Here is a 16,683-nt window from a genome sequence, read left to right as displayed (position 1 = left end):
AAATTGTTCACAATGTAAATGGACTAACAACTTGTATGCAAGCTAGGCGGTCATTTCGCTTAATAACCATAGTATAGACAAATGTTAACCCGTTCATAAGGGACCGTGCTTCTGTCAGCCGCCAATCTCCTGTTCACATAAACGATTGTTTTTACGCGCAAGCTACTTCCATCTGGATCGGAAAGGGGGATGTCTGTGAAACGGCAGTGGGTGGCGGCAGCGGTTGTGTCTTTCTATTTGGCTGTCAAGTGGGCAAGCCGAAAGGAGGCAATCAAACGACAGGCAGTGCCTCGAAACGAAGAATTTTCAAATGAGTTTTACCCGCTGGATAGCGATGGGCTAGTAACTAGCTCGCACATTGGCAAGCTGCTACGGCAACTCTTGCAATAGCCTCGTCCACTAGATCATGTTAAAATGAAGCGGTACATTTTGTTAAGAGAGGTTTTTGCCATGAACACCATCTGGAAGAACATAACGGACTATTTGATTGAGTTTCCGTGGATGAACCTGCTCACAGCAATCGGGCTGTTTCTTATTTTTCTCCTGTTTCGCAAACTATTCACGAAGTATTTGTTTAAAGTCATTTTAGCGACTGCGAAAAAAACCAATGTGTCTCTTTTAACGCAGCTGCTCCTTTCGTTTGAGCGGCCGTTGCGTGTCTTTTTTATCGTGATCGGCACTTACGTTGCTTTAAATGCGCTGGGCATCAATATGAGAGAACTGGCCTTACTAAACAACGTTTATGGCAGTGTATTGATTGTGCTTGGCGGTTGGGGGCTCTATAATTATGTTTCCACTCATGGGACATTTATGGCGTTTGCCAAACAAAAATTGCATTTAAGAGACGACCATATGCTCGTTCCCTTTATTTCAAACATTCTTCGTTTCGTAGTGATTGCTTTGACAATCGTTGCTTGCTTGTCAGCGATGGGCGTGAACGTAAACGGATTTATCGCTGGCCTTGGTCTTGGCGGATTAGCATTTGCGTTAGCTGCCCAAGAAACGGTTGCCAATTTGTTCGGCGGTGTAGTTATTATTTTGGAAAAGCCTTTTAAAAAAGGGGATTGGATTTCTACGCCATCTGTTGAAGGCGTTGTAGAAGACATCACGTTTCGTAGCACGAAAATCCGCACGTTTGCGGATGCGGTGGTGATTGTCCCGAACAAAACGTTGTCTAACGAAGCAATTACCAACTGGTCGGAAATGAATATGCGGCGTGTAAACTATTCGATAGGCGTCGGTCAAGAAGCAACAAGATTCGAGTTGCAAAGAGCCGTGGAGGAGATTCGCGAACGGATTCTTAACCATCCTGGCGTTGTCCAAGATACAGTCATGGTTTATTTTGACGAATTTGGTGAATCGAGCTATAACATTTTTGTATATTACTTTACGAAAACAGTCGCTTGGTCTGAATGGCATGAGATTAAACAGGAAATTAACTACGACATTCTCGATATTTTAAAGGACGAAGGAATATCTGTCTTAAAGCCAATTGTTGTGTTAGATCAACAAGATGATGAACAGTTTCAAAAAGCTGGCGAATCATCTTAGCCGAACGAATAGAGAACGCTTGGAGCCGAGGGGAGCAATGAAGGATGCGAGCGTTCGTCTATAGTTTGAAACCTTGCCTAACAGCAAGGTTTTTTAGCTTAGATGCCTTTACCGAAGGGCGTTTTAGCGTTTCCCCTTTCTTTCGGGACAAGAGTTCGTTATAATGAAAAGGCAATCATTCGTGACGTAATTTGAAAAAGAGGAGGGGCCTGGCTGCGATGCCAGGTGTATCTTTGTATGAGGTATGTCAACATTGAAGATGTTTTGCCTGGCGCATCCCTTGGGAAAGAGATATTTTCCATGGACGGCCAGGTTCTGCTAAGTAAAGGGGCTTCTTTAACAGCTAACCATATTGCAAGATTGCGAAAATTTGGTGTCCATATAGTGCCCCTTGATCTTCCAGAGGAAAGCAATTTTGAAGAGGAGGCGGCGTCTCCTAAAACGCAAATCGATTCTATTTTTGAAGAAGATTCCCTTCGTTTTATTGGCTATGGGGAAGAGGAGTGGAAAGAGCGTGTGTTAGCGGTGATGGAAAAAGTAGTGGAAACCGCCAAAGCACAGGAATTTCTTCAGTTTATTCGAAACGGAAGCGATTCTCTTTATGCCCACGCGCTTATGGTTGGCCTTATTTCGACTACGATCGGTGCCCGGCACGGGTATTCAGATAAAAAGCTAGAGCAACTGGCGATTTCTGCTCTGCTTCATGATATCGGAAAAGTGCTGCCTGCATCCTATGACGAGCCTGGCGTTGTGCATGGTTCAGACCATACGTGGAGAGGATACAACTTTTTGAAAACGGTCGCTGAGTTTGGCAAAGTTGTCGCCCATGTTGCCTTATGCCACCATGAGGACTTTTCGCAAACAGGCCATCCCCGCAAAGTGGCTGCTTCGGCTGTCCATGAATTTGCGCAAATTGTAGCGATCGCCAACGCGTTTGACCATTTGACCCACCGGCGTAACGGAGAAGCATTAATGGAACCTGGGGAAGCATGCGAATTTATGTTGGCTTTTACGAATAAACGTTTTAGCCATGTGTTTATGAATGACTTTTTGCGGAGCGTGGCCCTTTATCCAACTGGAAGCCAAGTCGTGTTGTCCAACGGCTTGCACGGCATTGTTGTAAGCCAAAATAGCGGTTTGCCGCAACGCCCTGTTATTCATATTTTGCATACGAATAATGGAGGACAACAAATTACAGTGCAAACGATTGATTTGGCTCAAGAGAATACGGTGTTTATTGAGGAAATTATCTCTTAAACGAAAGTGTTCGTTCGTGTGTGTTGCTGACAACGTTGGCAACACACGCAGACTGAGCGCTTATGGCGAGAGGAGATGCGAAGAAACGTGTTTATGGGCAATACGTTTTCTTGCCTGTGCCACAACTATTCTAAAGCATAAGAGCGAGGCAAACGGACGTTTTCGTTCGTTTTTTGTTTTTAAGGAAGGTGTTCTGATGGGGATTTTTTTGCAAGTCGTATTGCCCGTTTGTTCCATTTTTGCAGCAGGTTTTTTGCTGCAGCGGGCGTTTATGCTCGACATACGTTCGGTGTCGTCTGTAGCAATTTATATTATGACGCCGTGCCTCGTTTTTCGTACTTTTTATACTGGGAATCTTGACGCCCAATATGCCTATATGGCCTTGTTTGCCCTTCTCTTGCTTGCGTCGTTAATTGTCATTACAAAAGGGTATGCAAAACTGCGCAAACTAAGTCTCAGTGAAGAAAGCGGGATGATCTTAGCCACTTCCTTTATGAATGTAGGGAATTACGGAACGCCGATTATATTATTTGCTTATGGCGAGGGTGCCTTTGACCTCGCTGTTTCATTTATGGTGTTGCAATCGATTATCATGAATATTTTCGGCGTGTATTACGCAGCTAGAGGCAAAGCCGCTATGAAAGGGGCCGTGTTAGCGGTTTTAAAAATGCCAGCAACGTATGCAACGGTTCTAGCACTCGGACTCAATGTAGGTGACGTCGCACTGCCGCCAAACCTCTTTCAACCGATTGATATCGTCGCGGAGGCGGCCATTCCGACGGTAATGTTAATTTTAGGGATGCAACTAGCAATGATTCCATTGCGTGGGTTTGCGTGGGAAAAGCTGACCGTTGCGACAGTCATACGGATGGCGATTTCCCCTGTTGTCGCGTTTGTGATCGTTTCCTTTTTGCCTATTAGCGAAATCCTTAGCAAAGTGTTGATTATATCGGCGGCAATGCCAAGCGCGGCCACAATCGTGATGTATGCGGTCCAGTTTGATTCAGAACCAAAACTTGTCTCCTCGATTACGCTCGTCACCACACTTGTCAGTTTGTTTTCACTGACGTTCTTTCTAGCGATTTTAAGCTAGTCCATTGCAATTTTAAGCGTGACACTTTATCATAATGACAGAACAAAGGAGGCTACATACATGAAAATGATGGATGCAAACGAAATTATTGAGTTTATTTCTAAATCTGAAAAGAAAACTCCTGTAAAAGTTTACATAAAGGGTCAACTTGACAACCTTTCCTTTGGCGAAGGCGTGCAGTCATTTATAAATGGCAACACGGGCGTGGTCTTTGGCGAATGGAGCGAGATTGAAGCTGTCCTTAACGAAAATGCTGCGTTGATTGAAGATACTGTTGTTGAGAATGACCGCCGCTATTCAGCAATTCCGCTCCTCGATTTAAAAGGAGTAGAAGCGCGAATTGAACCAGGCGCCATTATTCGCGACCAAGTGGAAATTGGAAAAGGGGCCGTTATTATGATGGGGGCAAGCATTAATATCGGCGCTGTCATTGGCGAAGGAACAATGATTGACATGAATGCTGTCCTTGGCGGGCGTGCGACTGTCGGGAAAAATTGTCACGTTGGTGCTGGTGCTGTGTTGGCTGGTGTTATCGAGCCACCATCAGCTTCTCCTGTTATCATTGAGGACGGCGTTGTCATCGGCGCAAATGCCGTCATTTTAGAAGGTGTCCGTGTAGGCGCTGGTGCTGTAGTAGCAGCTGGTGCGATTGTAACAGAAGACGTTCCTGCCAATACAGTAGTTGCTGGGACGCCAGCACGCGTGATTAAAGAAATTGATGAGAAAACAAAAGGCAAAACGGAAATAAAGCTGGAGCTTCGCCGTTTAAATGAAGACCAATAACGTATCGTGTGCAGCTTTGCCTAAGGGCAAAGCTGTTTTCATAAAAAAGGAGTGGATTGGTAGTGGACTGGATTGCGCGGGATAACGCGGCGATTATGGGGACGTATGGGCGGTTGCCCCTTGTTATAGACCGGGGAGAAGGCAATTATTTAATTGATGAGAATGGCAAATCCTATTTAGACTTAATTACAGGTCTTGCTGTCAATGTGGTTGGCCACTCTCACCCTGAAGTGATAAAGGCTCTTCAAGAACAAGGTCAAAAATTTCTGCATATTTCCAACTTGTATGTAAACAAGCCGGCGGTTGAGCTTGCCGAACAACTGAGTGAGGCTACGCTTGGCGGCAAAGTGTTTTTTGCGAATTCCGGCGCTGAAGCGACAGAGGCGGCTGTTAAGTTGATCCATAAATGGAGCATGGCACAAAAGACAGCGAAACGAGGCATTGTCGTTTTAAAAAATAGTTTTCATGGCCGAACGTTAGGCGCGTTAAAACTAACGCGGCAAAAAGGCGTCTACCAAGACTTTCCGAAACATGATTTGCCTGTCTATGAAGTGGAGAGGGAAAATGTCGATGAGTTGCGAGCAGTCATCAAAAAGAACAAGCCTGCTGCACTGCTTATGGAACCGGTGCTTGGCTCAGGGGGAGTCATCCCATTATCCCATTCATTTTTACAAGAAGCACAGGCGTTATGTAATCAGGAAGGCATGCTATTTTGCATGGACGAAATCCAAACGGGTATGGGGCGCACAGGCAAGTTGTTTGCCTACATGCATGCCGACTTAAGCCCAGACGTTGTCCTGTTTGCAAAAGGAGTAGGCGGAGGGCTGCCACTTGGTGGCATCATTGTCAAGCAGGATTGGAGCGGGTTGTTCGCCCCTGGGGACCACGGTACGACGTTTGCTCCTTCGCCATTAAGCTGTGCGCTCGGCCTTGCCGTGCTCCGTGTGCTCCAGCAACAAGGCGCCCTCACTGCTAGCCAACAAACCGCAGCCTACTTGCATGATACATTAACAAAGTTGCAACGGGAATTTCCAAACATTTTAGAAGCGTTCCGCGGCAAAGGGATGATGATTGGCTTGCCGACCAAATTAACGGCGGAAAACACGAAAAAACTTCAACAAATGATGATGGAACAAGGGGTGCTCATTGACGTCACCCAACAAACGATCGTTCGTTTGCTTCCGCCACTTACGCTTACAAAAGCCGAAGTCGACACGTTTGCTGGCCACTTCCGCAACGCATTGGCGCAAATTGACGGAGTGGTGGCATCATGAAGATGAACGATCTCATTCACATACGGCGTGCTTTTCATCAAATTCCTGAACTCGGATTTAACGAATTTAAAACACAACAACTCCTTTTAGACACCATTTCAAACATGGAGCAAACGCGCCTGCAAATCAAAACGTGGAAAACAGCCGTGTTTGTCCGCGTCGAAGGCAGACAAGACTATACGATTGCCTATAGAGCCGATATGGACGGGCTGCCTATTACCGAGGAAACAGGCTATTCATTTGCCTCTAAGCATGAAGGAGCGATGCATGCTTGTGGGCATGACTTCCATATGACGATTGCCCTTGGCTTGCTAGACCATTTTGCCAGCCACGAACCAGAATGCCATTTGCTGTTTATTTTTCAACCGGCAGAAGAAGGGCCAGGAGGAGCAAAACCGATTATAGAAGCAGATGTACTAGGTGCTTGGCAGCCTGATGAAATTTATGCGCTCCATATTGACCCGAACCTTCCTGTCGGGTCAATCGCCACGAAACCAGGGTTATTGTTTGCCAATACTTCTGAGCTTTTTATTGATTTTCAGGGCAAAGGCGGGCATGCGGCTTATCCCCATACAGCGAACGATATGGTGGTTGCTTGTGCCCATTTTGTTACACAAGTGCAAACGGTCGTCGCACGCAACATTGATCCTCTTGATTCAGCAGTTGTAACACTCGGCGTTATAGCAGGAGGCACGAAACAGAATGTCATTGCCGCAACGGCCCGGTTAGAAGGGACGATCCGGACGCTGTCGATGGCATCAATGGAAGTTGTCAAAAGCAGGCTTGAAGCGATTGCTGCTGGTATAGAGGCAAGTTTTGCGTGCAAGATTGCGATTGATTACGGCTCCAATTACTGCGAAGTCTACAATGACCCAGAATTGGCAGAAGCGTTTGCCGCTTTCTCAAAAACACGAAAAGGCATTACGTTTGTAGAGGCAGAAGAAGCAATGACAGGGGAGGATTTTGGCTACTTTTTAAAACAATACCCCGGCGTCATGTTTTGGCTTGGCGTTGATAGCCCGTACGGCTTGCATGATAGCCGCCTGCAACCAAGCGAAGAAGCGATTGGGATTGCCATCGAGCATATGGTCGCCTTTTTAAGCGCGAAAAAGCCCCGCTAATAAGCATGGTATAAAGCCTTCGTTTGCAGCGCATACTAATGTGGAAATAAACGAGGGGGTGCCATATGGCTAAAATAGGGGTACAATCCAATTTGTCAGATGTACAGCAAGAGCTTCAGTCTAAAGGCTATGAAGTTGTACAAATTGAAAATGAACAAGACGGGCAAGACTGCGAATGCTGTATTGTTTCTGGAAGAAATGCGGATGTTGCCGGCATCAGTGTTCCTGGGCAAATGAGCATTATCCACGCAGAAGGTTTAAGTGCAGAAGAAATCGGCCAACGTGTCGACGAAATTGTGACTCAACACTAAAAAAATACCAGCAAAAGCTGGTATTTTTTTTATTCATTTTCTGGTTGTGAAAAGGCATCGTATCGTTGCCGGATCGCTTGGCGGATTTCGCGTTCCACTGCCCATTGCTCCATATTATCCGTTTTGGCAATCACACGGATTGTCGTCGTCGCTAAATCGTCGCTTTCGACGCCTAACACGTCAGGGCCAGATACAATAGCTGGATGGCTAAAGTTTTCTAGTGCCTCTTTCACCATTGCTAGCGATTCGTCTAATTTTTGCCCAGCTGGGATGGAAATGTCGACGAGGGCACGCATATTGCCGCGGGAATGGTTGTCCACATTGGCAATGTTGCGGTTTGGCACGTAGTGGAGTGTACCGTCAAAACCGCGAATCAACGTCGTGCGGAATCCGAGTTCCTCGACAATCCCTTCAACCCCGCCCGCAGTCACATAATCGCCGACTTCAAGCTGACGTTCTAACAATAAGAAAAAGCCAGTCACCACATCGCTTACAAGGCCTTGTGCGCCGAAACCAACGGCAAGCCCTACAACACCTGCACCAGCTAAAATCGGCCCTAAATTGAAACCGAGTATTTCTAAGATCGTCATTGCTACAATAAACAACAACACATAAGAAAATACATTTTGAGTCAGGCTTTTTAACGTTTTCAGTCGAGCTTGTGAGGCGCGGATAGAACGGTTAAATGCCCCGGCGATCAGTTTACGCCCTAAGGCGCGGACGATGAAAAAAATGACGACCACAAGCGCAATTTTCCAAACGGTATGCACAAGCGGATGGGAAAGCCATTCGTTAATAGTACTGTTCACTGATAACCCGCTCCTTCCTCAATATCATTGCTTTGTTGAGAATAGCATAAATCGACAAATCTTTCAAAGACCGCTATGTAAGTAAGGCAGGAATGTGAAGATTTATGTTTCTAGATTAAATTCATTCTCAATTAACATTGACTCCAAAAAGCAAGCCCGTTATAATAATGATTGTATTGGATTTGCAAAGGAGGAGTTAGACTTATGACTGAAAAACGTATGGTTGGCAAACAAGCACCTCGTTTTGAAATGGACGCAGTGTTGCCAAACAAAGAATTTGGTAAAGTTAGCTTAGAAGAAAATATGAAAAATGACAAATGGACAGTGTTGTTCTTTTATCCAATGGATTTCACGTTCGTTTGTCCGACTGAAATTACGGCGTTGAGCGACCGCTACGACGAATTTGAAGACTTGGACGCTGAAGTAATTGGTGTTTCTACAGACACGATCCATACACACAAAGCGTGGATTAATACGTCACGTGATGACAATGGATTAGGCGACTTGGCTTATCCACTTGCTGCTGACACAAACCATGCCATTTCAAGAGAGTATGGTGTGTTAATTGAAGATGAAGGTGTGGCGCTACGTGGGTTGTTCATCATTAGCCCAGAAGGTGAATTGATGTATTCTGTAGTGAACCACAACAACATCGGCCGTGACGTTGATGAAACGTTGCGCGTGCTACAAGCGTTACAAACTGGCGGACTTTGCCCAGCAAACTGGAAGCCTGGACAAGCTACGCTTTAAAGGAATAGTGGCAAGGGCCTAGCGTGTTGTTAGGCCTTTGTTTTTCGGAAAAAGAATAAGTTTCGAGCGTGTGCGCTTTTTATACAGGAGGGAAACGAGATGGCTTTGAAACTACGGTCGGAAATGCCAGAATTGACAGGCGCGACTGAATGGCTGAATGGAGAAGTAGCGAAAGGGGACTTAATTGGCGACAAACCAACGCTCATCCACTTTTGGTCCATTAGCTGTGGCTTGTGTAAAGAGGCAATGCCAAATGTCAATGAATTTCGTGACCAATACAAAGACGAGCTAAATGTCATTGCTGTCCATATGCCGCGGTCTGAAAAAGACTTAAACATTGATGAGATCAAACAAGTTGCCGATGAGCATGGGATCACGCAACCAATCTTTGTTGATAGTGAACATAAGTTGACAGATGCTTTTGAAAATGAATATGTGCCAGCTTACTACGTGTTCGATAAAGAAGGGCAGCTGCGCCACTTCCAAGCAGGAGGCGGCGGCATGAAAATGCTGACCAAACGTGTGAACCGAGTACTCGGCATTAAAGAAGAAAAATAAGCAAAGACGCGCCTCTTTTTAAGGAGGGGCGTCTTTGCTTATTGGCCGATTGTTTGGTACAGTCAAGTTACGATTGAGCAGCGGAGGGCCATTATGAAAAAACAGTTTGCGATTATCGGCTTAGGACGCTTCGGAGGAAGTGTCACCAAAGAGTTAGTGGAGCAAGGCGCTGATGTACTGGCCATTGATAGCGACCGAACCAAGGCAGACGAATTTCGTGACATTGCCACACAAGTGGTGATCGCCAATGCTACAGACGAGCAAGTATTAAGGGAACTAGACATCCCGTTGTATGAGCATGTTGTAGTTGCAATCGGCAATGACATTGAAGCGAGTATTTTGGCAACGTTATTATTAAGCGAAATGGGCGTTAAACACATTTGTGTAAAAGCAGAAACCGATCATCACGAAAAAGTGTTGAAAAAAATCGGCGCCCACCGCGTCCTTCATCCTGAACGGGAAATGGGCGCGCGGCTTGCCCATCACCTTTTATCCGCCAACATTGTTGATTACATCGAGCTATCGTCTCAGGATACGATCATTGAAGCAGTAGCAACGCCTTCACTAATAGGGCAGACGATACAAGATCTTAACATACGCGCCCTTTACGGCTGTACGATTATTGCTATCCGCAGGCAAGGGAGGTTGATGGCTGCTCCTCAGGCCAATGAAGTGATTCAAGCAGAGGACGTACTTGTTTTGCTCGGGCCAAAAAAAGCCATTTATGCATTTGAAAAAGACTTTATTGCCAACTAATAGCTGCTAAACAAGCCTGCCGACAATGGCTTTCATTGTCAGCAGGCTTGTTGTTATACTTCCATGATAATCGGCAAAATCATCGGTTTGCGTTTCGTACGCTCGTACAAAAATGGTCCGAGAAGCTCGGTCATTTCGTTTTTAATTTCAGACCACTGAGACGTTTTCTTTTCCATGACGCTGTTTAAATGTTTAGCGAGCATTTTTTGGGCTTCATGAATCAAATCGCCTGATTCCCTCATGTACACAAAACCGCGGGAAATGATATCTGGCCCAGCTGTGACTTTGAATTCCTTCATATCTAAGCTAACGACAACGATGACTAAGCCTTCCTCTGAGAGAATTCGGCGGTCACGAAGCACGATATTGCCAATATCGCCGATGCCATTCCCATCCACATAAACAGAGCCAGACGGAATTTTGCCGACGACCCCTGCTTCATTAGGATGGAGCGCGAGGACATCGCCGTTATCCATAATAAAACAGTTTTCTTCTTTAACGCCACAGTCTTGAGCGAGGCGGTTATGAGTGCGCAGCATCCGATATTCGCCATGGATGGGTAAGAAGTATTGCGGTTTCATAAGCCGCAACATCAGTTTCTGTTCTTCCTGCCCGCCGTGCCCAGAAGTATGGATATCACTAAGTGGGCCATGGATGACATTTGCACCAACACGGTATAGTTGGTTGATGATTTTTCCAACGCTAAGCGTGTTTCCTGGAATTGGCGAAGAAGAAAACACAACCGTATCCCCTGGAATAATTTGAATTTGGCGGTGTGTTCCAAAAGCTATCCGTGATAGGGCTGCCATCGGTTCACCTTGGCTTCCTGTACAAAGAATCGTTACTTTGTTATCAGGGAGTTTGTTTAACTGTGAGTGCTCAATGAACGTATGTTTAGGCGCATTGATGTAGCCAAGCTCTTGGCCAATGGTAATGGCTGATTCCATGCTGCGGCCAAATACACATACTTTGCGGCCATAGTCAACTGCGGCCTGGATCACTTGTTGCAAGCGATGGATATTCGAAGCGAACGTGGCAAAAATAATGCGCCCATCGACTTTTTGGAAAACGTTGTTGATGCTTTCGCCTACTTTTCGTTCGGACATTGTAAAAGTCGGAATTTCGCTATTGGTGCTGTCAGACAGCAAGCAAAGTACGCCTTCATCGCCGATTTTCGCCATTTTCGTTAAATTTGCCGGTTCGCCAACAGGAGTAAAGTCAAATTTAAAATCGCCTGTATGGACAATGTTTCCTGGCGGCGTTTTGACAACAACGCCATATGAGTCAGGAATGCTATGGGTTGTCCGGAAAAACGATACCGATGTTTTCGTGAATTTGACGACTTGGTCTTCTGCAATCTCGTGAAGCTTAGCGCTGCGTAGCAAGCCGTGTTCTTCAAGTTTTCCTTTTAAGAGGCCGAGTGCAAGCTTGCCGCCATAGACATCAATGTTGATTTCCCGCAACAAATAAGGAATTCCGCCGATATGGTCTTCATGGCCATGGGTAATAAACAAGCCTTTGATTTTGTCCCGATTTTTGATTAAGTACGTATAGTCGGGAATGACATAATCGATGCCAAGAAGCTCGTCTTGAGGAAACATAATTCCAGCATCAATAAGAATAATTTCGTCTTGGAACTGAACACCGTACGTATTTTTGCCAATTTCGCCTAAGCCGCCTAAAGCGAAAACAGCTGTTTGGTTGTTTTTTACTTGTTTCATGGTTAAATGTTCACGACCTTAAAGTCGCTGTTTGCCTGCTCATATTCTAAATATGCTCCAGTTACAGCTGTTACGTATTCAATGTTGAAGTTTTGCTTGGCCAACTTAAGGCGGACGTCTGCTTCGCTTTCGCCTTCTATGTACAATGACTTTGTCCGTTCCCGTACAGGCATCTGCGCGGCATCTTCTTGATAGTAAACTTTAAAAATCATTCTTACCTCTCCTTTAAATGTAGTCCTTCCATTATAATAGAAGTTCGCTTATATTTGAATGGTTTCCTTTATTCCCTGCTGCAATGATAAAAAGCCAACCTGATTGAAAGGCTGGCTTTCTTAGTTTTTCCAAGTTCGACATTCATTAAACGTCAAGCAATAATGACTTCGGCAGGAGGTTTCGGCAACCTTTGACTAGTTTTTTCCGCCACTTTCTTAACATCCCGTTCCACTCCTTTTCAATGCCCTTGTACATGTAGTGTATGCACGTAGGCATTGAAGAATCGAGGGAATTGTTGGCAGCTGTTAAAGCGCAAATCCAGGCAATGGTTTTTTGAAAGGGTCTTCGAGTCCCTCAATTCGGTCGTAAAACATAATGCCGTCTAAATGATCCAACTCATGTTGAAAAACAATGGCAATATATCCCCGCAAGCGCATACGCACGTCGTTGCCTTCATGGTCGACTCCAGTGATCGTTAAACGGGCACGCCGAGGCACAAGGCCGGGAACGTCACGGTCAACAGAGAGACAACCTTCGCCATTTTCAAGTTCATTGGTTTCAACAGAATGGCTAACGACTTTCGGATTGGCGATTCCCATGCTGTAGAGGTTGCCGTTTTCATCTGTGGCATGGATGGCAAATAGCCGTTTAGAAATGCCGATTTGTGGCGCAGCTAAGCCTACGCCAGGACGGAGCCCGTATTTTTCCGCGATTTCAGGGTCTTGGCTGTTTTTAATAAACTCGAGCATGTCGACCAATGTTTGCTTGTCTTCATCTGTTAATGGCAATTCGACCGGCTCAGCGACTTTACGTAAAATTGGATTGCCTTCGCGAACAATGTCGTCCATCGTAATCATATGTACCACTCCTTATTTTCTCTATATAGTTTAAGGATATTCAGTAGCAGGCGCAAGTAGAAAAAGCGAGCAGACGACAGGCTGCTCGCACATATGGCTTGCGTTATTTGTGAGGGCCAGGTCCTGGGCCTACTGGGCCGCACTGTTCTTCGCCGCCGTAGCCAAACCAAGATGCGCCGACAATGATCAAGAGAATAAACAGAACGACAATTAAGGCAAAGCCCCTACCGCCGCCGTAGCCGCCGCAGCCATAACCATAACCACCATAACCACCATAAGCTTCAGGGCCGTAGCCGTAACCACCATATCCGTAACCCATAAAAAAATTCCTCCTTTTTCGTCATCGCAAATATGTTAGGCGATTCAATACACATCATATGCCTCCACCTAATAAACGATTGGATATTCGCCCAGTTTTTCAGAAAATAGTTGAAGCATCTTGCCAAATTTGACCATGTCCGATAATGTGGTATTTAGGCGAAAAAAGCTTAAATCGTCGAAGGAGGAGAAAATGTGTCGAAGACAAAACTTGCGACAATCGGCGTAGGATCGATTTTATTGCTGACTGCCTGTGGCGAAAACGCAACGGAAACCATTTATGACCATTTAGAAAATGCTGCGCAAATTGAAAAAGAAGGGTTTGAAGTGCAGCAAGAACCGCTCGTTCAGGCCGAGGAACATGAGGCTGACTTATATAATCAAATAATGGAACTGGATATGGAACAGTTCGAAGAAATCGTTTCTCTCGCTGATGAGGCGATTGCGTCCATCGAAACAAGGCGAGAACTGTCTGCCAACGAGAAACAAAGCATTGAAGAAGGGTACGAAGAATTTTCAGCAGCAAATGAGGCGTTCGCTGCTTTGGAAGAGGAACCGCTTGCTGAATTGGGACAAACTCTTAAAGAAGCGATGGAAGCTCGCTATGAAAGTTATCAAAAATTGCATGAAGTGTATGCGGAGACGCTTGACCTAGACGAACAACTTTACAATTTGTTAAAAACAGAAGACCTTGATGTCGAGACGTTAACAAACCAAGTAGAGGAAACGAACGCCAAATATGAGGAGTTTCAAGAGGCGACGGACTTATTTAATGAACATACAAATACATACAACGACGCAAAACAAGCATTTTACGAAGCGTCAGATTTAGATGTGCGCTTTGAATAAGCGCACATCTTGTATCTGTATTAGTTCACCGTCTCGATATTGTATAACACAGTTTCATTTTCTTACTAATTAATCATTTGTTTTAGGGAGAAATAAAGAAAGCAAGCAAAAGGATTGACGCATTGTTTCCTTTTCATGTAGACTTATGTCATAAGGTGAGTTGTACTACTGATAAGCAATTTTTTTTGTAACAGTTGAACGAATGCTCAGCCCCGTATCAATGGCTTGTGTAAAAGGGGCCAGCCGCGGTAATGTATCTTTTAGGTTTGGGCATGCTAATGGGGATTTTATAGATGCATTAGGTCATGGATATAAAGAACAATTACCGCTTACTAACGAAAGGATTGGTGGACAAATTGAGTACGAAAACAATTGAGCAAGTCGAAGAACAATTTGAAACCTTCCAGATCTTGAATGAGGAAGGCGAAATCGTGAATGAGTCAGCAATGCCTGACTTAAGCGATGAGCAATTACAAGAGTTAATGCGCCGTATGGTTTATACGCGCATCTGGGACCAACGGGCCGTTTCTTTAAACCGCCAAGGCCGCTTAGGCTTCTATGCGCCAATGGGCGGTCAGGAAGCATCCATGCTTGGCTCTCAATTTGCCCTTGAAAAAGACGATTGGATTTTGCCTGGCTACCGGGACATTCCGCAAATTGTTTTCCATGGCTTGCCTCTCTATCAAGCGTTTCTATGGTCTCGCGGCCACTTCCATGGCGGCCAATTTCCTGACGGCCTAAACATTGCTGTGCCGCAAATCATTATTGGCGCGCAAATTGTACAAACAGCAGGGGTTGCTCTAGGGCTAAAACGGAAGAAAAAAGACAACATTGTCATCACGTATACAGGCGATGGCGGATCTTCACAAGGGGACTTTTATGAAGGCATGAACTTTGCTGGTGCCTACAATGTTCCTGCTGTTTTTGTTGTTCAAAATAACCGTTTTGCGATTTCCGTTCCAGTGGAAAAACAATCAGCAGCAAAAACAATAGCACAAAAAGCCGTTGCCGCTGGAATCGAAGGCATCCAAGTTGATGGCATGGACGTTCTTGCTGTTTACAAAGCAACAAGCGATGCCCGCAAACGTGCGCTTGCTGGCGAGGGGCCGACATTGATTGAAACGCTCACGTACCGTTATGGCGCTCATTCTACTTCTGGTGACGACCCGACTCGCTACCGTACTTCTGAAGAAGAAGACGAATGGGGCAAGAAAGACCCACTTATTCGCTTCCGTAAGTTTTTAGAAAGCAAAAATTTATGGAGTGAAGAAAAAGAAAACGAAGTGGTTGAACAAGCAAAAGAAGAAATTAAAGCTGCGGTGAAAGAAGCAGACAAAACGCCTAAACAAAAAGTAACTGACTTGCTTGGCTTTATGTTTGAAAACCCTCCTGTAAACATTCGTGAACAATTGGAAGAGTATACGGCAAAGGAGTCGAAGTAACTTATGGGTAACTGGACAATGGCTCAAGCGATCACGAACGCGCTTGCTAATGAATTAAAAACGAACGAAGATGTTCTCATATTCGGGGAAGACGTTGGCCAAAATGGCGGTGTTTTCCGGGTAACAGAAGGTTTGCAAAAAGAATTTGGCGAAGACCGAGTATTTGATACGCCTCTTGCCGAGTCTGGAATCGGCGGCCTGGCAATTGGCCTTGCACTGACAGACCATCGGCCAGTAATGGAAATCCAATTCTTTGGCTTTGTGTTTGAAGTGTTTGACTCAATTGCTGGACAAATGTCACGCTGGCGTTACCGCACTGGCGGAAAACAAACGATGCCGATTACCGTACGTTCTCCATTCGGCGGTGGCGTAAAAACGCCAGAAATGCACTCTGATTCTCTCGAAGGTTTAATGGCGCAAACACCAGGAGTAAAAGTCGTTATTCCATCAAACCCTTATGATGCAAAAGGATTATTGATTTCTGCCATCCGCGATAATGACCCGGTCGTGTTTTTAGAGCATATGAAACTTTACCGTTCATTCCGCCAAGAAGTGCCAGAAGAGGAATACACCATTGAGCTTGGCAAAGCGGATATTAAGCGAGAAGGAAAAGACATCACGATTGTGGCCTATGGAGCAATGGTTCAAGCTTCCTTGAAAGCAGCAGAAGAGCTTGCGCAGGAAGGCATTGAGGCAGAAGTGATCGACTTGATGACCATTAGCCCATTTGACGTGGAAACCGTTGTCGCTTCAGTTGAAAAAACAAACCGCGCGATTGTAGTCCAAGAAGCACAAAAACAAGCAGGGGTGGCTTCCCATATTGTCGCTGAAATTACAGAACGGGCGATTCTTTCCTTGGAAGCGCCGGTGCTTCGAGTTACGGCTCCAGACACGGTTTATCCATTTGCTGCTGCTGAAGATGCATGGCTGCCAAACCACCAGACGATCGTAGAAAAAGTTAAAGAAGTTATCAACTTCTAAATAAGCGATTAAAAAGAAAGCAACGAAGCTGGGGAAAAA

At 45.3% G+C, this 16,683-nt stretch carries 18 protein-coding genes and 1 pseudogene; 14 read left to right on the top strand and 5 right to left on the bottom strand.

All coding sequences use genetic code 11. The annotated features are described in order from the left end of the window. Positions 1-195: 195 nt before the first annotated feature. The 8 genes from V5G21_RS00410 (at position 196) to V5G21_RS00375 (ending at position 7,390) form a co-directional block, all read left to right on the top strand. Positions 196-390 (top strand): hypothetical protein, encoded by a 195-nt coding sequence (locus V5G21_RS00410; RefSeq protein ID WP_035201630.1) that lies wholly within the window; start codon positions 196-198, stop codon positions 388-390. Positions 391-450: 60 nt separating this feature from the next. Continuing rightward, on the top strand, positions 451-1,551 hold the full coding sequence (locus tag V5G21_RS00405) for a mechanosensitive ion channel family protein (protein WP_073304284.1): 1,101 nt from the start codon (positions 451-453) through the stop codon (positions 1,549-1,551). A gap of 237 nt (positions 1,552-1,788) precedes the next feature. Further along, positions 1,789-2,808, top strand: coding sequence for an HD-GYP domain-containing protein (locus V5G21_RS00400; RefSeq protein ID WP_011247278.1), 1,020 nt, complete (start codon positions 1,789-1,791; stop codon positions 2,806-2,808). Between the two features lie 196 nt (positions 2,809-3,004). Continuing rightward, the gene (locus V5G21_RS00395) at positions 3,005-3,901 is read left to right on the top strand and encodes an AEC family transporter (protein WP_338465066.1); all 897 of its coding nucleotides are present in this window, start codon (positions 3,005-3,007) and stop codon (positions 3,899-3,901) included. 60 nt (positions 3,902-3,961) lie between these two features. Then, the gene (gene dapD, locus V5G21_RS00390; protein ID WP_011247276.1) at positions 3,962-4,684 is read left to right on the top strand and encodes a 2,3,4,5-tetrahydropyridine-2,6-dicarboxylate N-acetyltransferase; all 723 of its coding nucleotides are present in this window, start codon (positions 3,962-3,964) and stop codon (positions 4,682-4,684) included. Positions 4,685-4,746: 62 nt separating this feature from the next. Next, entirely contained in the window at positions 4,747-5,958 is a 1,212-nt protein-coding gene (locus tag V5G21_RS00385; protein WP_063609912.1) for an aspartate aminotransferase family protein, read from the top strand. Beyond that, entirely contained in the window at positions 5,952-7,079 is a 1,128-nt protein-coding gene (locus tag V5G21_RS00380; protein WP_095255566.1) for an N-acetyldiaminopimelate deacetylase, read from the top strand. The genes V5G21_RS00385 and V5G21_RS00380 overlap by 7 nt, the downstream gene beginning before the upstream one ends. A gap of 65 nt (positions 7,080-7,144) precedes the next feature. After that, a complete protein-coding gene (locus tag V5G21_RS00375; protein ID WP_011247273.1) occupies positions 7,145-7,390 on the top strand; it encodes a YkuS family protein in 246 nt (81 codons plus the stop codon). Positions 7,391-7,419: 29 nt separating this feature from the next. Here the strand turns inward: V5G21_RS00375 and V5G21_RS00370 are convergent, their stop codons facing one another. Continuing rightward, the gene (locus V5G21_RS00370; protein ID WP_212937318.1) at positions 7,420-8,199 is read right to left on the bottom strand and encodes a mechanosensitive ion channel family protein; all 780 of its coding nucleotides are present in this window, start codon (positions 8,197-8,199) and stop codon (positions 7,420-7,422) included. Between the two features lie 204 nt (positions 8,200-8,403). Here V5G21_RS00370 and V5G21_RS00365 point away from each other — a divergent pair, with 204 nt between their 5' ends. The 3 genes from V5G21_RS00365 to V5G21_RS00355 all read left to right on the top strand — a co-directional run bounded on the left by V5G21_RS00365 (position 8,404) and on the right by V5G21_RS00355 (position 10,263). Next, on the top strand, positions 8,404-8,949 hold the full coding sequence (locus V5G21_RS00365) for a peroxiredoxin (RefSeq protein ID WP_011247271.1): 546 nt from the start codon (positions 8,404-8,406) through the stop codon (positions 8,947-8,949). Between the two features lie 99 nt (positions 8,950-9,048). Beyond that, positions 9,049-9,507, top strand: coding sequence for a TlpA disulfide reductase family protein (locus V5G21_RS00360; RefSeq protein ID WP_279626593.1), 459 nt, complete (start codon positions 9,049-9,051; stop codon positions 9,505-9,507). A gap of 93 nt (positions 9,508-9,600) precedes the next feature. Further along, positions 9,601-10,263 carry a potassium channel family protein gene (locus tag V5G21_RS00355; protein ID WP_011247269.1) on the top strand — a complete coding sequence of 221 codons (663 nt, stop codon included), beginning with the start codon at positions 9,601-9,603 and terminating at the stop codon, positions 10,261-10,263. Between the two features lie 53 nt (positions 10,264-10,316). Here V5G21_RS00355 and rnjA read toward each other — a convergent pair whose 3' ends face one another. From rnjA to V5G21_RS21365, 4 genes and pseudogenes are all read right to left on the bottom strand, one after another. Continuing rightward, positions 10,317-11,984, bottom strand: a complete 1,668-nt coding sequence (gene rnjA, locus V5G21_RS00350) for a ribonuclease J1 (protein WP_011247268.1) — start codon at positions 11,982-11,984, stop codon at positions 10,317-10,319. Between the two features lie 2 nt (positions 11,985-11,986). Beyond that, positions 11,987-12,196, bottom strand: a complete 210-nt coding sequence (locus V5G21_RS00345; protein WP_011247267.1) for a DNA-dependent RNA polymerase subunit epsilon — start codon at positions 12,194-12,196, stop codon at positions 11,987-11,989. Positions 12,197-12,502: 306 nt separating this feature from the next. Next, positions 12,503-13,054, bottom strand: a complete 552-nt coding sequence (def, locus tag V5G21_RS00340; protein WP_011247266.1) for a peptide deformylase — start codon at positions 13,052-13,054, stop codon at positions 12,503-12,505. 160 nt (positions 13,055-13,214) lie between these two features. After that, positions 13,215-13,280: pseudogene (locus V5G21_RS21365) on the bottom strand (YjcZ family sporulation protein); the annotation flags it as partial. 287 nt (positions 13,281-13,567) lie between these two features. Here V5G21_RS21365 and V5G21_RS00330 point away from each other — a divergent pair. From V5G21_RS00330 to V5G21_RS00320, 3 genes are all read left to right on the top strand, one after another. Further along, positions 13,568-14,221 carry a YkyA family protein gene (locus V5G21_RS00330; protein ID WP_011247264.1) on the top strand — a complete coding sequence of 218 codons (654 nt, stop codon included), beginning with the start codon at positions 13,568-13,570 and terminating at the stop codon, positions 14,219-14,221. A gap of 305 nt (positions 14,222-14,526) precedes the next feature. After that, positions 14,527-15,663, top strand: a complete 1,137-nt coding sequence (gene pdhA, locus V5G21_RS00325) for a pyruvate dehydrogenase (acetyl-transferring) E1 component subunit alpha (protein WP_050748978.1) — start codon at positions 14,527-14,529, stop codon at positions 15,661-15,663. Between the two features lie 3 nt (positions 15,664-15,666). Further along, positions 15,667-16,644, top strand: coding sequence for an alpha-ketoacid dehydrogenase subunit beta (locus tag V5G21_RS00320; RefSeq protein WP_011247262.1), 978 nt, complete (start codon positions 15,667-15,669; stop codon positions 16,642-16,644). The last annotated feature ends 39 nt before the right edge of the window (positions 16,645-16,683 follow it).

It is taken from the genome of Shouchella rhizosphaerae (assembly GCF_036700015.1).
GTDB classification, from domain to species: domain Bacteria; phylum Bacillota; class Bacilli; order Bacillales; family Bacillaceae_D; genus Shouchella; species Shouchella rhizosphaerae.
Note: the sequence above shows the minus strand (reverse complement) of the source record. Positions and strands in the feature narration are given on the sequence as shown.

Bases quoted from the DNA above. Each gene is read 5' to 3' on its own strand.
- V5G21_RS00355 (WP_011247269.1), top strand. From the start codon at position 9,601: ATGAAAAAACAGTTTGCGATTATCGGCTTAGGACGCTTCGGAGGAAGT.
- V5G21_RS00345 (WP_011247267.1), bottom strand. From the start codon at position 12,196: ATGATTTTTAAAGTTTACTATCAAGAAGATGCCGCGCAGATGCCTGTA.
- rnjA (WP_011247268.1), bottom strand. From the start codon at position 11,984: ATGAAACAAGTAAAAAACAACCAAACAGCTGTTTTCGCTTTAGGCGGC.
- V5G21_RS00405 (WP_073304284.1), top strand. From the start codon at position 451: ATGAACACCATCTGGAAGAACATAACGGACTATTTGATTGAGTTTCCG.
- V5G21_RS00365 (WP_011247271.1), top strand. From the start codon at position 8,404: ATGACTGAAAAACGTATGGTTGGCAAACAAGCACCTCGTTTTGAAATG.
- V5G21_RS00375 (WP_011247273.1), top strand. From the start codon at position 7,145: ATGGCTAAAATAGGGGTACAATCCAATTTGTCAGATGTACAGCAAGAG.
- dapD (WP_011247276.1), top strand. From the start codon at position 3,962: ATGAAAATGATGGATGCAAACGAAATTATTGAGTTTATTTCTAAATCT.
- V5G21_RS00360 (WP_279626593.1), top strand. From the start codon at position 9,049: ATGGCTTTGAAACTACGGTCGGAAATGCCAGAATTGACAGGCGCGACT.
- def (WP_011247266.1), bottom strand. From the start codon at position 13,054: ATGATTACGATGGACGACATTGTTCGCGAAGGCAATCCAATTTTACGT.
- V5G21_RS00400 (WP_011247278.1), top strand. From the start codon at position 1,789: ATGAGGTATGTCAACATTGAAGATGTTTTGCCTGGCGCATCCCTTGGG.
- V5G21_RS00320 (WP_011247262.1), top strand. From the start codon at position 15,667: ATGGGTAACTGGACAATGGCTCAAGCGATCACGAACGCGCTTGCTAAT.
- pdhA (WP_050748978.1), top strand. From the start codon at position 14,527: ATGGATATAAAGAACAATTACCGCTTACTAACGAAAGGATTGGTGGAC.
- V5G21_RS00395 (WP_338465066.1), top strand. From the start codon at position 3,005: ATGGGGATTTTTTTGCAAGTCGTATTGCCCGTTTGTTCCATTTTTGCA.